Below are 12,900 nucleotides of genomic sequence, written 5' to 3'. Positions count from 1 at the left end.
GGTAACACTGAAACCTGAATTCACAACGATGGCAGAGCGGAAGGGGTTCCAGATGAATCAGGCCTTTAGCCCGGAAATGCAGGCGAGTTTCTTCAAGCGTGACGCGCTGGATGTCGCCCGTGCGCTCATCGGCGTGGAATTTCGCGTCGGCAATGCCGGCGGCATCATCGTGGAAACCGAAGCCTATCATCCCGACGACCCGGCGTCTCACGCCTTCAACGGGCAGACGCCTCGCAACAGGGCAATGTTCGGCCCGGCCGGCCATCTCTATGTCTATCGGTCCTATGGCATTCACTGGTGCGCGAATTTCGTCTGCGCACCCGGCTCTGCGGTGCTTCTGCGCGCCATCGAACCTCTGAGCGGTCTGGACATGATGAAACTGCGGCGGGGAACCGACAAGCCAAAACTTCTGTGCTCCGGCCCCGGCAGACTTTGTCAGGCCATGGCGATTACCGGCGACATGGACGGCATGCCGCTCGACGCCCCTCCGTTTTTTCTGCGTTTGCCAAAGGAAGCCGCCGCAGTGACCAGCGGCAGGCGTATCGGCATCAGCCGCGCGGTGGATTATCCGTGGCGCTTCGGGCTTGCAGGCTCGTCCTTCATCAGCAAGAAGTTCGAAAATCCGGGAACGCAGGACGTTTAAAGCACTTTCGGCGGCTGATCGTTTTCGTCGGGATTGGGGGTTGGAATTTCATCCGGCAGCCTGTCGGGTTCGGGCTCTTCCACCGGCGGAATATCCGGCTGCGGCGGCACCGGCATGGGCGGTTCGGGATAGGGTTCGACGGGAACGGTCGACATCGCGGCCTCCTGATATAAATGCGCGACCCAGACCGGATTGCGCTTTCATCTATCGGGACAACGCGCCTGCGCCGTCGCCATTCAGGCGGCGCAACACACAAATTCGCCCATCGGTCATATGCCGATCAGGTCCCTCCGGTCCGGTTGCGCCGCCCCGTGGTTGTACAGGGAAAACGCCGGGACCGGCGGTCCGTTCCGTTTTTTGAAGAAGCTTTTTTGACGGCTCAGGCAAAACCGAGCGCGCTACGGGAGATATCGCGGTTTTCGCAATAGTCGCGGGAGTGGGCCTCATGGCCATGCTCACGGGCGGTCGAACGGGTCAGTTCCGGGCTTGGAACATTGAGCAGCGCGTCGGCATAGGTGCCGGTCGCTTCCACGTCATCGATCACTGGCTGATGTTGCGGTTTTAAAAATTCAAACATCCATCGTCCTCCTTCGACACGTCCCCTCAACGCGCCGGCCCAAGTCCTGTTCCATAACGAACACGACTGCTTCGATTATACATGAGATGTCGCCGCCGTATAGATGACGAAAGACGAACGCTATCAACTGACGTTCACAAAATGGAGTGGAATCAGTGAGCTATGCCGACAAGTTCAGGCAGGCCCGACCGACTCCCGTAGGATCAGCTCCACCGGCCACAATTCCTGCACTTCGCGCACCGGCCTGCCGCCGATGATCTGCAAAAGCAGGTCGGTCACCCGCATGCCGGCCATACGCATGGGAGAACGGGTGGTGGAAAGCGGCGGCAGCATGCTTCCCGGGGTGAGATAGGGAAACACGTCATCATGGGCGATGACGGAGACGTCCTTGCCGATCGTCAGCCCCATCTGGGTTGCCGCACGATATACACCCTGCGCCGTCATCATCGCACCCGCAACGAAGGCCGTCGGGCGCGGCGTCTGCTCCAGAAGCGAGCGGGCGAAGCGAAACGCCGTCTCCTCGCTGAAATGCTCGCTGATCATGAAACGCGGATCCGGCGTGATACCGTGGGTCGCCAGCGCATCGCGAAAACCCTGTTCCCGATCCTGCACGAAAGTACGGCCGACCGGACCGTTGATGAGAGCAATCCGCCTGTGCCCACGCTCCAGAAAATGGATCGTCGGACGATAGGTCACATCATGATTGTCGATATCGAGCCAGGCATGTTCGAAGGGTGTCTTCGAGCGGCCATGCACGATGAACGGCACACCCAGCCTGTTGAGCAGCGCAATGCGCTCATCCTCCGGGCGCGGTGAATGCACGATGATGCCATCCACCCTTCCGCTCGACGCAAGTCGGCTGAAAATCGCCAGTTCCTCGTCAAGATCATTGTCGACAGTGACGCTGACGAGGATGTCGGTCTCTTCCCCTTCCAGCCGGGTCGCCATTCCACCCATGAACTCCGAGAAGAAATGCCCGCCGCCTGAACGGCCCATGACGACACCGATGGCACCCGCCCTGCCGGTTGCCAGCCTGACCGCGTTGGCATTGGGCCGGTAGCCGTATTTCAGCGCAGCCTCCATCACCCGCTGCCGCGTTTCCTCGCGCACCTCGGGGTAGCCGCCAAGCGCCCGGCTGACGGTGGTGGGCGACAGCCCGACCTTCTCTGCGAATTCCTTGAGCTTCATGTTTTTTGCCAATTTGCCCCTGCATGCGTCGCCGCTGCGGATTTTTCAAGCCGACAAAAATTGAAAACGATTTCAATTTTCTCCCATCTGAAACCTTACAGTTGGTTTTCCTGAAAGGCAAAGCCGAAAAATTCCAGACGAAAATCCCCAATTTTCGCTCAATTAGAAAGAGTATTGACAGATTGTCTAGCTTTTGCGAGCTTTCCGTCAGTCAAAAGCGCTTTCAATTTTGAGGATAATCGGGAGCGTCAACGGAGGAGTTTGACAATGAATATTTCCATGAAGACTTTGTTCCTGTGCGGAGTGGCGTTTTCTGCCGCTGTTTCCGCGCAGGCAGCTGAACTTTCCATCGCCGCCAATTCGACCGGCAAGAACGTCGCGTTCTTCCGCGAACGCATCGCCGCCTTCGAGAAAGAAACCGGCCACAAGGTCAATCTCGTCACCATGCCGTCGTCTTCCAGCGAGCAGTTCAGCCAGTACCGGCTGTGGCTTGCCGCCGGCAACAAGGATGTCGACGTCTACCAGACGGACGTGATCTGGGCGCCGCAGCTGGCCGAGCAATTCGTGGATCTGACCGCAGCGACCAAGGATGTTATCGGCGATCATTTCCCCTCCATCGTCGCGTCGCAGACGGTTGACGGCAAGCTCGTCGCCATGCCGATGTTCACCGACGCGCCGGCGCTGTTCTACCGCAAGGACCTTCTGGAAAAATACGGCAAGCAGCCGCCGAAAACCTGGAAGGAACTGAGCGAGACCGCCAAGGAAATTCAGGACAAGGAACGCGCGGGCGGACAGAAGGATCTCTGGGGCTTCGTTTTCCAGGGCAGCGCCTATGAAGGCCTGACCTGCAACGCGCTGGAGTGGATCGCGTCGGCCGGCGGCGGCCATATCGTCGAAAGCAACGGCGATATCTCCATCAATAACGAGAAGGCTGCAGCCGCCATCGAAACAGCCAAGGGCTGGGTCGGCACCATCGCGCCGCAGGGCGTGCTCGCCTACAAGGAAGAGGAAGCGCGCGGCGTCTGGCAGACCGGCAATTCCGTCTTCATGCGCAACTGGCCCTACGCCTATGCGCTTGGAAACGGCGCGGACAGCGCCATCAAGGACAAATTTGGCGTCACGCCGCTGCCGGCAGGCGAAGAAGGTTCAGCGCCTGCCTCCACACTTGGCGGCTGGAACCTTGCCGTTTCGAAATATTCCGACGACCAGGAAGCCGCCATTCAGCTCGTGAAATTCCTGGCATCGAAGGACACCCAGAAGCTGCGCGCAATCCAGCTTTCCAACATGCCGACGATCGCTTCGCTCTACGATGACAAGGATGTCGCCGAAGCACAGCCCTTCATGCCGACATGGAAGCCGATCTTCGAGACCGCTGTTCCGCGTCCTTCCGCCTCGGCCAAGGTCAAATATAACGAGGTTTCGGCCAAGTTCTGGGGTGCCGTGCACAACACGCTCTCCGGCAACGGCACGGCGGCGGAAAATCTCGAACTTCTCGAGGTTGAACTGACCGATCTCAAAGGCAACGGCTGGTAATCCGGCCCGCGCGGGAGGCGGCCTCGCCTGACCGTTTCCCGCGCCCCAACCGCGAGATATCCCCATGAACGACATCGCCCTTCAAAGACCGGTCGCGGCAGCCGGCACCGGCTCCGATCTGCAGTCGGAACGTCTGAAATCCGCCTGGCTGTTTCTTGCCCCCACATTTCTGGTGCTGGCGCTGGTGGCGGGCTGGCCGCTGGTGCGCACCGTCTGGTTCAGCCTCACCGACGCTTCGCTCACCAATCTCGAGGGTGCGCAGTTCGTCGGCCTCAAGAACTACCTCACCTGGATCACGCTCAGCAGCGGCCGCACCATCTATCGCGGCCTGCTTGCCGATCCCGCATGGTGGGGCGCGGTTCTCAATACGCTGAAATTCACCGTCGTCTCCGTCAGCCTCGAAACGGTACTCGGCCTCATCGTCGCGCTGGTGCTGAATGCCGAATTCAAGGGACGCGGCCTCGTGCGCGCCGCCATTCTCGTGCCCTGGGCCATTCCGACCATCGTCTCGGCGCAGATGTGGGCGTGGATGCTGAACGACCAGTTCGGCATCTTGAACGACCTGTTCCTCAATCTCGGACTGATCTCCAACAAGATCGCCTGGACCGCCAATCCTGAAACCGCGATGGTGGCCGTGCTGATCGTCGACATCTGGAAGACGACGCCCTTCATGGCGCTGCTCATCCTTGCCGGACTGCAGATGGTGCCGAAGGACATGTATGAGGCAGCCAAGGTGGATGGCATTCATCCGGTCAAGGTGTTCTTCCGCGTCACCCTGCCGATGATCCGACCCGCGCTCATGGTCGCCGTCATCTTCCGCATGCTGGATGCGATGCGCGTATTCGACCTCATCTACATCCTGACGCCGAATAATGCCCAGACCCGCACCATGTCGGTGCTGGCACGCGAGAACCTGTTCGATTTCGACAAGTTCTCCTATGGCGCCGCCGCCTCCACCATGCTGTTCCTCATCATCGCCTCGATCACGGTCATCTACATGTGGCTCGGGCGCGTCAACACCGATGGAGCCGCGCGATGACCCTGCCAAGCATCCTGAAAACCACCGCCTTCTACGCGCTGGTCGCCATCATCATGGTGATTTCGGTATTCCCGTTTTATTACGCGATCCTGACGAGCCTGAAATCCGGCTCGGCGCTGTTCCAGGTCAATTACTGGCCGCGTGACTTCTCGCTGACCAATTACAGCTTCGTCATCGGCAACGGCACTTTCCTGCGCAATCTCGGCAATTCGCTGTTTGTCGCATCTTCCGTTGTCATACTCTCGCTGTTCCTTGCGGTAACGGCGTCCTATGCTCTCGCCCGCGTCCGCTTCCGTGGCCGCGCGCTGCTGCTGCTCACCATCCTCTCGGTTTCGATGTTTCCGCAGATCGCCGTTCTCGCCGGCCTGTTCGAACTGATCCGCTGGGCGGGCATCTTCAACACGCCGCTGGCGCTGATCTTTTCCTACATGATCTTCACCCTGCCCTTCACGGTCTGGGTGCTGACAACCTTCATGCGCGACCTGCCGATCGAAATCGAGGAAGCGGCGATCGTCGATGGTGCGACGCCCTGGGTCATCATCACCCAGGTGTTCATGCCGCTGATGTGGCCGGCGCTCGTCACCACAGGGCTTCTCGCCTTCATCGCAGCGTGGAACGAGTTCCTCTTCGCGCTCACCTTCACCTCATCGAACGAGCAGCGCACGGTGCCTGTCGCCATCGCGCTGCTGTCGGGCGGCTCGCAGTTCGAAATACCCTGGGGAACGATCATGGCGGCCTCCGTCATCGTCACCGCCCCGCTCGTCGTCCTCGTTCTGATCTTCCAGCGACGCATCATCTCCGGCCTCACCGCCGGCGGCGTCAAAGGCTAGGAGAAACATCATGACCACCATTCAACTGCGCGATCTTCGCAAATCCTTCGGCGCCTTCGATGTCATCAAGGGCATCGACATGGACATCCGCTCCGGCGAGTTCATGGTTTTCGTCGGCCCCTCCGGCTGCGGCAAGTCCACGCTTTTGCGCCTCATCTGCGGGCTGGAGGAAATTTCCGGCGGCACGCTCTCCTTCGATGGCGAGACGGTGAACCGCCTGCCGCCCGCCAAGCGCGGCGTCGCCATGGTCTTCCAGTCCTATGCGCTTTATCCGCATATGACCGTGTTCGAAAACATGGCCTTCGGCATGAAGCTATCAGGCGCGGACAAGGAACAGCGCAAAAAGCGCGTCGAAGCGGCAGCCGAGATGCTGCAGCTCACGCCCTATCTGGAACGTCTGCCAAAGCAGCTTTCCGGCGGCCAGCGCCAACGTGTCGCCATCGGCCGTGCCATCGTGCGCGATCCGAAGGTGTTTCTGTTCGATGAGCCGCTTTCCAACCTTGATGCGGCATTGCGCGTTGCCACGCGTCTGGAAATCGCCAAGCTGCACCGCTCGATGCATGACACGACGATGATCTACGTTACCCACGACCAGGTGGAGGCAATGACGCTCGCCGACCGCATCTGCGTGCTGCGTGACGGCCGGGTCGAGCAGATCGGCACACCGCTGGAGCTTTACGAAAGCCCTGTCAACACCTTCGTCGCCGGCTTCATCGGCTCGCCGAAGATGAACTTTCTGTCAGGCAAATATGCCGAGACGGAAGGCGCAAAAACCATCGGCATCCGCCCGGAGCACATCACCATCACCACCGACGGCAGCGGCTGGAGCGGTGAGATCGTGCATTCGGAAATGCTCGGGTCGGACAGCTACATCTATGTCGAGATCGGCGCCGGTGAACCCGTCGTCGTTCGCGAAGAAGGCGTGACCGACCGCAAAGCGGGCGAGCGTATCGCCCTCGTGGCGGATGTGGCGCAGATCCATCGTTTTGATGCCGAAGGCCGGGCGCTTGCCCGTAACCCCGCCCGGGGCGCTGCCTGAATTTTTCACTTTCGCCGGGATCACCCAAGGTCCCGGCTTTCACCGAGGAGCATGAAAATGACCATCAACACCGTTGTATGGGGCGAAAATATCCACGAACACATCAATGAGACGGTGCGTTCGATCTATCCAAACGGCATGCACAACACCATCGCCGATGCGCTGAACCAGAACCCCGAGATCAATGCCACCACCGCCACGCTGCAGGAGCCGGAACACGGCCTGTCGCAGGAGCGCCTCGACAAGACCGACGTGCTGGTCTGGTGGGGCCACAAGGACCATGGTGCGGTGCAGGACGAGATCGTCGAGCGTGTTGCCAAACGCGTCTGGGAAGGCATGGGCCTCATCGTCCTGCATTCCGGCCACTTCTCCAAGCCGTTCAAGCGGCTGATGGGCACACCCTGCGCGCTGAAATGGCGTGAGGCGGGTGAACGCGAGCGTCTGTGGACGATCAATCCGCGCCACCCGATTGCCGCCGGTCTGCCTGAGCATTTCGAGCTGGAAAACGAGGAAATGTACGGCGAGCAGTTCTCCGTGCCGGAGCCGCTGGAAACCGTGTTCATCTCCTGGTTCCAGGGCGGCGAAGTCTTCCGTTCCGGCCTCACCTGGCGTCGCGGCGCCGGCAATATCTTCTATTTCCGCCCCGGCCACGAGACCTATCCGACCTATCACGATGCCAATGTCCAGAAGGTCATCAGCAACTCGGTGAAATGGGCCTATAATCCGGTTGGCGCACTGAAGAGCATTCACGATGCCCCCAATGTTCCCGTCGACAAGGCGCTGGAGCCGATCGAAGAACGCGGCCCCAAGCTGCATAAGGCAGGCGAAGCAGGTTACAGGTAAAAAGCCATGAGACTTCTCATTCTCGGAACCGGCGGCATGGCCAACAACCATGCCACCTATTTCTCTCAAATCCCCGGCGTCGAACTGGTCGCGGCGGTGGATGTGGACGATGTGGTGGTGCGCGGCTTTGCGCTCCGCCACAATATCCCACTCTCCTTCACCTCGCTGGATGACGCCATTGCCTGGGGTGAATTCGACGCGGCGGCGAATGTCACGCCGGATGCCATCCACCATCCCACCAGCCTGAAACTGCTGGCAGCCGGCAAGCATGTCTTCTGCGAAAAGCCGCTGGCGGAAAACTACGCCAAGGCCGCCGAAATGGCCGATGCCGCCGAAAAGGCAGGCCTCGTCGCCATGGTCAACCTAACCTATCGCAACGTCGCCCCCTTGCAGGCGGCGCGTGAGATGGTGCTGGCAGGCAATATCGGCAAGGTGCGGCATCTGGAAGCCTCCTATCTCCAGAGCTGGCTGGTTTCCAAGGCCTGGGGCGACTGGATGACGGAGAGCAAGTGGCTGTGGCGGCTTTCCACCAAGCATGGCTCCAACGGCGTACTGGGCGATGTCGGCATCCACATTCTCGACTTCGCCTCCTATGGCGCGGGCAGCGATGTGGAACGCATCTTCACGCGGCTGAAGACCTTCGACAAATATGAAGGCAATAAAATTGGCGTCTACGACCTCGACGCCAATGACAGCTTCACCATGACCGCCGAACTGGAAAACGGCGCCATGGGCGTCATCCATGCCAGCCGCTGGGCGACGGGGCACTTGAACGAGCTCCGCCTGCGCATCCATGGCGACAAGGGTGCGCTGGAAGTCATCCACACGCCCGACTATTCCAGCCTGCGTGCCTGCATCGGCGAGGATGTGGAAAAGGCGATCTGGAAGACGATCGATGTCGACCCCGTGGCAACGAATTACGAAAAATTCGCCAAGGCGGTCATGAAAGGCGGCCCCGCCGATCCGGACTTCCGCCATGCCGCCAATCTGCAGAAGGTGCTCGATCTATCGATCATCGCGGATCGGGAACGGCGTGAGGTGGCTGTTTCGGCTTGATATGAAAGAACAACATGCGGCACCACCTTGCCGCATGTTTCTTCTCCCCGAGGGGGAGAAGGTGGCCCGAAGGGTCGGATGAGGGGGCGACGTCCCCGGATTTCGGCGAGCAAGCCCCCTCATCCCGCTGCCGCGACCTTCTCCCCCTCGGGGAGAAGAAACAAGCGGCAACCGATCGCGTCTCATGGGCGCGAGATTTTACCTTTCCGCGCCGCCTCAAACCCCGCGCTTGTTCCCCCACAACAGCACATGCAGCTGTGGCAGCACCCGGGCCGAAAACCAGCGGTCTTCACTGACCTTGTCCACCAGCCACAACATCCGGTCCATCACCCCGTCGATATCCACACGCGCATCGTCATCATCGGGCGGCGGCGGGGTATGGTTGCCGGGCTGGAGATAGACGGGCAGATGCGGGAAGCGCGCGGATGCCGCCTTGGCATAGGCATAATCCGCATCGTCGAACACCACGATCTTCAGCGCCACCTGTGGCCCCTCGCCGGCGGCGGCAAGACAGTCCTCGAAAGCCCGCCAGTCCGTTTCCATGCCGCTTGATGGCGGCTTGGGGCTTAAAACCAGATGGTCGAGATCGGCAAACCAGTCTTTCGCGATGCTGCCCTGGGTTTCCAGCGCGAAGCGATACCCCTCGTCCTGCCCTCTGACAATCAAGGGCCCGAGCGGCTGGATGGCCGGATTGCCGCCTGAAAGTGACACCGTCAACGGCACACCACCGGAAAGCCGCCGTACCTCCTGCCAGATCGCCTCGACCGACAGCGGTTTCCACGTGTCACGGTAGTCGCTATCGACCGCATGCAACGTATCGCACCAGGAACAGCGGTAATCACAGCCGCCGGTACGCATGAAAACCGTTGGCAGACCAATCAACAAACCCTCACCCTGAATGGTCGGGCCGAAGATTTCGCTGATGCGGATCGTGGTTTCCTTGGCTGCAATCTTGTGTGCAGCCACCGTCATGGCCGGTATTCCGCCCAGGTCTTGGCGGTTTCGCTGACCCGAACCGCACTGGTTTCCGGCAGGCGATCCTTGCACCAGTCGTAGAAATGCTTCGCCAGATATTCCGCCGTCACCCGGTCATGGCCGAGAACGTCGTTCAGGTGGCGATGGTCGAAATGATCGTCGATATAACGCTTCAGCGGCGAAAGCTCGTGATAGTCGCGCACGAAACCGTGCTCGTTCAGGGCTTCGCCCGATAGTTCGACCTCAACGATGTAATTATGGCCGTGCAGACGGTTGCACTGGTGATCGGACGGCAGGCTTTTCAGCTGATGCGAGGCGGAAAAGTGAAATTCCTTGGTAATGCGGAACATCAGCGCACCTCCTGTGCCGCAAAGGCATGGGTGGCTGCTACCCAGAAGTCCGGATCCTCATAATCGGTCGGATCGGTAACGCCGGCCAGATGAAAGGCCTCGCGCCGCTCCACGCAGGTGCCGCAGCGGCCGCAATGACGCAAGCCGCCCTTGTAACAGGACCATGTTTCGCCAAACGGCGTGCCGTATTTCACCGCATCGGTAACGATTGCCGCCTTGGAAACCGTGACATAGGGCGCAAACAGGGTGACATCGGCATAACCTTCCAGCGCATGCGCCTGCATGGCATTGAAGCTGTCGATGAAGCCCGGCCGGCAGTCGGGATAGATGAAGTGATCGCCGCCATGCACGGCAATCGCCACCGCATCCGCCTGCTGCGCGGCAGCCAGTCCAAAAGCGATGGTGAGCATGATGGCGTTGCGGTTCGGCACCACGGTGGAGCGCATGGTCTCCTCCGCATAATGGCCATCAGGCACGTCGATATCGTCGGTAAGCGCCGAACCGGTGAGATGCGCCCCGATGGGTCTGATATCGATGACATGATGCGGCACGCCGAGCCGTTTGGCACAATCGGCGGCAAAATCCAGCTCCTTCCTGTGGCGCTGGCCATAATCGAAGGAGACGAGAGCGAGAAGTTCATGTTCCGCCGCGATTTTATGCGCAAGCGAAACGGAGTCCAATCCGCCGGAGCAGATGACGATGGTTTTCATAATTTTGGATCCCTTGTTTTGACCGGGTGGGCTGCGACCGGATACGGCGCGGCTTTAAACCAAAGCGAAGGGATTGTGAAGAGCTGCAGCAAAAACAGAAAAGCGGCGAAACCACCCTCGCCGCTTTCCTGATAGTGAACGCGTCAACGCAGCAGCGCCTGCGCCTCTTCTATGCCAAGTGCGGCCGGCTGGGTGCAGGTCGTCGTCATCTCGATGAAACGACCGTCTTCACCCGACTTCAGGATAGAAGTCATCACGTCGATGCCATGCAGGGAGCGATCCAGCGAGCAGCGGGCATCGCGGCCTTCCAGAATGGCAATCGCCATATCCGCAAGTCCCGCCGTGCGGTAATTGGCGCGCGGGCCGTTCGGGCTTTCCTGATTGGCGATACCGAAGGGATGCGCCCAGTCTTCCAGCGGCTGGATGTTCTTGTCGCGGCCGCTGGCCTCCACCACACCGCCGAAGAAGTTCGGGTCCGGCACGTAGATCGAGCCTTCCGTGCCGTAAAGCTCCATATTGGCGTGGCGGTGCGACCACACGTCCCAGCTGGCCGAAAGCGTGATCGTCGCGCCGTTCACGAATTCCAAGAGCGCATGGATGTTGGTCGGCGTTTCCACCGGAATGATCTCGCCGTTCATCGGCTGGCTGGTCACCGTGCGGGTGGGGTTCGCCATCGTCGTCAGCGCACCCACACGCTTTACCGGGCCAATGAGGTTGATGAGATTGGCAACGTAATAGGGGCCGAGATCGAGGATCGGCCCGCCGCCCTTCAGGAAGAAGAAGCCCGGATTGGGATGCCACATCTCCATGCCAGGGCTCATCACATGGCACGTGCCTGAGGTGATGCGGCCAACCTTGCCGTCATCGATATATTGTCGGGCAAGCTGATGCGCACCGCCGAGGAAGGTATCTGGTGCGCAGCCGACGGAAAGCTTTTTTTCGCGGGCGATGCGCCGTAGTTCTTCACCTTCCTCCAGCGAGAGCACCAGCGGCTTTTCCGAATAGACGTGTTTGCCTGCCTCGAGCGCCGCTTTCGATACCGGAAAATGCGCGGCGGGAATGGTGAGGTTCACCACCACATCGATTTCGGGGTTGGCGAGCAGTTCCTCGATGGACTGCGCGACGACACCGAATTCTTCCGCCCTCAGCTCCGCCGCATTGCGGTTGAGGTCGGCGCAGGCGAGCACCTTGATGCCCTTGAAGAGCGGTGCCAGCGAAAAGTAAGCAGACGAGATATTGCCGCATCCAATGATGCCGACGCCAAGATCTCTGGCCATGATGAAACTCCGAAATGTGAGACTTAGTAGGTTTTGAACGAGGCGATCGAGCGGGTGATCAGCCGGTCGATGTCTTTTGGATTGTCGTGTTCGACCACGAAATGTTTCGTGGCGGATTTGGCCTTCAGCGCCGCGACAAGGCCCTTCCAGTCCACCGTGCCATGGCCGACATCCGCCCAGCCGTCCTCATCGGTGTTTTCTCCAGATGGTGCGATATCCTTTACGTGCACGGCGGTGATGCGCTTGCCGTAGCTTTCGATCCAGGCGAGCGGATCGGCATTGCCCCTGATGATCCAGGCGATATCCGCTTCCCATTTCAGGTCCGGTCCGCCGGCAAAGATCTGCTCCTGCGGGGTGGAGCCATCGGCAAGCGCCTTGAACTCGAAATCGTGGTTATGCCAGCCGAAGGTCAGCCCGGCATCCACGAAGGGTTTACCGGCTTCCTGCAGCCGCTTGCCGAAGGCGAACCAGCCTGCGGCATCCGCCGGGCGCTGATCGGGCATCAGGTACGGGCAATAGATCGCCTCCACACCCAGAACCTTGGCAATATTGAGCGCCTTTTTCGGATCGCCTTCCAGAAGATCGAGGCCGAAATGGCCGGTTGGCATGGAAAGGCCGTTGGCATCAAGTTCGGCGCGCAGGCCCTTCAAACCGGCATCATCCAGAGAGGCATACATCGCGCCATAACCTTCGACCTGTTTGTAACCCGCCGCCGAAAGCTTCTTCAGAATATTGGAAAAAGGCTGGAAATTGCGGGCGCTGTAAAGCTGGAAACCGAGTTCTGTCATTGTCTCCTCCATAGAGATGTTGGTCTTGGGATTGTGTAGGGAGTAATCGCGC

Annotated in this window: 15 protein-coding genes; 7 read left to right on the top strand and 8 right to left on the bottom strand. The window is 59.9% G+C overall.

The window, feature by feature from the left end; all coding sequences use genetic code 11:
• Positions 1 to 52: 52 nt before the first annotated feature.
• Entirely contained in the window at positions 53 to 643 is a 591-nt protein-coding gene (locus M0412_RS16385; protein ID WP_269699399.1) for a DNA-3-methyladenine glycosylase, read from the top strand.
• Here M0412_RS16385 and M0412_RS16380 read toward each other — a convergent pair.
• From M0412_RS16380 to M0412_RS16370, 3 genes are all read right to left on the bottom strand, one after another.
• A complete protein-coding gene (locus M0412_RS16380) occupies positions 640 to 798 on the bottom strand; it encodes a hypothetical protein (RefSeq protein ID WP_080842802.1) in 159 nt (52 codons plus the stop codon). The genes M0412_RS16385 and M0412_RS16380 overlap by 4 nt on opposite strands.
• Positions 799 to 1,022: 224 nt before the next feature.
• On the bottom strand, positions 1,023 to 1,220 hold the full coding sequence (locus M0412_RS16375; protein ID WP_269699398.1) for a hypothetical protein: 198 nt from the start codon (positions 1,218 to 1,220) through the stop codon (positions 1,023 to 1,025).
• Positions 1,221 to 1,394: 174 nt separating this feature from the next.
• Entirely contained in the window at positions 1,395 to 2,408 is a 1,014-nt protein-coding gene (locus M0412_RS16370) for a substrate-binding domain-containing protein (RefSeq protein WP_269699397.1), read from the bottom strand.
• A 267-nt stretch (positions 2,409 to 2,675) separates the two neighbouring features.
• On the opposite strand from M0412_RS16370, the gene M0412_RS16365 reads away from it, so the two are divergent.
• The 6 genes from M0412_RS16365 to M0412_RS16340 all read left to right on the top strand — a co-directional run bounded on the left by M0412_RS16365 (position 2,676) and on the right by M0412_RS16340 (position 8,748).
• Positions 2,676 to 3,941, top strand: a complete 1,266-nt coding sequence (locus M0412_RS16365; RefSeq protein ID WP_269699396.1) for an ABC transporter substrate-binding protein — start codon at positions 2,676 to 2,678, stop codon at positions 3,939 to 3,941.
• Between the two features lie 64 nt (positions 3,942 to 4,005).
• A complete protein-coding gene (locus tag M0412_RS16360; RefSeq protein WP_137004722.1) occupies positions 4,006 to 4,980 on the top strand; it encodes a carbohydrate ABC transporter permease in 975 nt (324 codons plus the stop codon).
• Positions 4,977 to 5,810: a carbohydrate ABC transporter permease gene (locus M0412_RS16355; RefSeq protein WP_003523786.1), complete on the top strand. Its 834-nt coding sequence runs from the start codon at positions 4,977 to 4,979 to the stop codon at positions 5,808 to 5,810. Before M0412_RS16360 ends, M0412_RS16355 begins: the two co-directional genes overlap by 4 nt.
• A gap of 10 nt (positions 5,811 to 5,820) precedes the next feature.
• A complete protein-coding gene (locus M0412_RS16350; protein ID WP_269699395.1) occupies positions 5,821 to 6,849 on the top strand; it encodes an ABC transporter ATP-binding protein in 1,029 nt (342 codons plus the stop codon).
• 57 nt (positions 6,850 to 6,906) lie between these two features.
• The gene (locus M0412_RS16345) at positions 6,907 to 7,692 is read left to right on the top strand and encodes a ThuA domain-containing protein (RefSeq protein ID WP_046801358.1); all 786 of its coding nucleotides are present in this window, start codon (positions 6,907 to 6,909) and stop codon (positions 7,690 to 7,692) included.
• A 6-nt stretch (positions 7,693 to 7,698) separates the two neighbouring features.
• Complete coding sequence (locus M0412_RS16340) at positions 7,699 to 8,748, top strand: Gfo/Idh/MocA family protein (protein ID WP_269699393.1); 1,050 nt, start codon at positions 7,699 to 7,701, stop codon at positions 8,746 to 8,748.
• A 216-nt stretch (positions 8,749 to 8,964) separates the two neighbouring features.
• Here the strand turns inward: M0412_RS16340 and queE are convergent, their stop codons facing one another.
• From queE to M0412_RS16315, 5 genes are all read right to left on the bottom strand, one after another.
• Complete coding sequence (gene queE, locus M0412_RS16335; RefSeq protein ID WP_269699392.1) at positions 8,965 to 9,720, bottom strand: 7-carboxy-7-deazaguanine synthase QueE; 756 nt, start codon at positions 9,718 to 9,720, stop codon at positions 8,965 to 8,967.
• Positions 9,717 to 10,073: a 6-carboxytetrahydropterin synthase QueD gene (gene queD / locus M0412_RS16330; RefSeq protein WP_065117574.1), complete on the bottom strand. Its 357-nt coding sequence runs from the start codon at positions 10,071 to 10,073 to the stop codon at positions 9,717 to 9,719. The genes queE and queD overlap by 4 nt, the downstream gene beginning before the upstream one ends.
• Entirely contained in the window at positions 10,073 to 10,783 is a 711-nt protein-coding gene (gene queC / locus M0412_RS16325) for a 7-cyano-7-deazaguanine synthase QueC (protein ID WP_142855870.1), read from the bottom strand. The genes queD and queC overlap by 1 nt, the downstream gene beginning before the upstream one ends.
• 143 nt (positions 10,784 to 10,926) lie before the next feature.
• Complete coding sequence (locus M0412_RS16320) at positions 10,927 to 12,060, bottom strand: Gfo/Idh/MocA family protein (protein WP_269699391.1); 1,134 nt, start codon at positions 12,058 to 12,060, stop codon at positions 10,927 to 10,929.
• Between the two features lie 23 nt (positions 12,061 to 12,083).
• Positions 12,084 to 12,848: a sugar phosphate isomerase/epimerase gene (locus M0412_RS16315; protein ID WP_269699390.1), complete on the bottom strand. Its 765-nt coding sequence runs from the start codon at positions 12,846 to 12,848 to the stop codon at positions 12,084 to 12,086.
• Between the last annotated feature and the right edge of the window lie 52 nt (positions 12,849 to 12,900).

This window comes from Agrobacterium sp. O3.4 (genome assembly GCF_041414895.1).
Taxonomy (GTDB): domain Bacteria; phylum Pseudomonadota; class Alphaproteobacteria; order Rhizobiales; family Rhizobiaceae; genus Agrobacterium; species Agrobacterium cucumeris.
The sequence above is the reverse complement of the archived record's forward strand: the minus strand, read 5'-3'. Positions and strand labels throughout refer to the sequence as shown.

What these genes read in the sequence shown, in the direction of transcription:
- M0412_RS16370 (WP_269699397.1), bottom strand. Translation starts at nt 2,408, where the DNA reads ATGAAGCTCAAGGAATTCGCAGAGAAGGTCGGGCTGTCGCCCACCACC.
- M0412_RS16375 (WP_269699398.1), bottom strand. Translation starts at nt 1,220, where the DNA reads ATGTTTGAATTTTTAAAACCGCAACATCAGCCAGTGATCGATGACGTG.
- M0412_RS16360 (WP_137004722.1), top strand. Translation starts at nt 4,006, where the DNA reads ATGAACGACATCGCCCTTCAAAGACCGGTCGCGGCAGCCGGCACCGGC.
- M0412_RS16340 (WP_269699393.1), top strand. Translation starts at nt 7,699, where the DNA reads ATGAGACTTCTCATTCTCGGAACCGGCGGCATGGCCAACAACCATGCC.
- M0412_RS16355 (WP_003523786.1), top strand. Translation starts at nt 4,977, where the DNA reads ATGACCCTGCCAAGCATCCTGAAAACCACCGCCTTCTACGCGCTGGTC.
- M0412_RS16320 (WP_269699391.1), bottom strand. Translation starts at nt 12,060, where the DNA reads ATGGCCAGAGATCTTGGCGTCGGCATCATTGGATGCGGCAATATCTCG.
- queE (WP_269699392.1), bottom strand. Translation starts at nt 9,720, where the DNA reads ATGACGGTGGCTGCACACAAGATTGCAGCCAAGGAAACCACGATCCGC.
- M0412_RS16365 (WP_269699396.1), top strand. Translation starts at nt 2,676, where the DNA reads ATGAATATTTCCATGAAGACTTTGTTCCTGTGCGGAGTGGCGTTTTCT.
- M0412_RS16345 (WP_046801358.1), top strand. Translation starts at nt 6,907, where the DNA reads ATGACCATCAACACCGTTGTATGGGGCGAAAATATCCACGAACACATC.
- M0412_RS16315 (WP_269699390.1), bottom strand. Translation starts at nt 12,848, where the DNA reads ATGACAGAACTCGGTTTCCAGCTTTACAGCGCCCGCAATTTCCAGCCT.
- M0412_RS16380 (WP_080842802.1), bottom strand. Translation starts at nt 798, where the DNA reads ATGTCGACCGTTCCCGTCGAACCCTATCCCGAACCGCCCATGCCGGTG.
- queC (WP_142855870.1), bottom strand. Translation starts at nt 10,783, where the DNA reads ATGAAAACCATCGTCATCTGCTCCGGCGGATTGGACTCCGTTTCGCTT.
- M0412_RS16350 (WP_269699395.1), top strand. Translation starts at nt 5,821, where the DNA reads ATGACCACCATTCAACTGCGCGATCTTCGCAAATCCTTCGGCGCCTTC.
- M0412_RS16385 (WP_269699399.1), top strand. Translation starts at nt 53, where the DNA reads ATGAATCAGGCCTTTAGCCCGGAAATGCAGGCGAGTTTCTTCAAGCGT.
- queD (WP_065117574.1), bottom strand. Translation starts at nt 10,073, where the DNA reads ATGTTCCGCATTACCAAGGAATTTCACTTTTCCGCCTCGCATCAGCTG.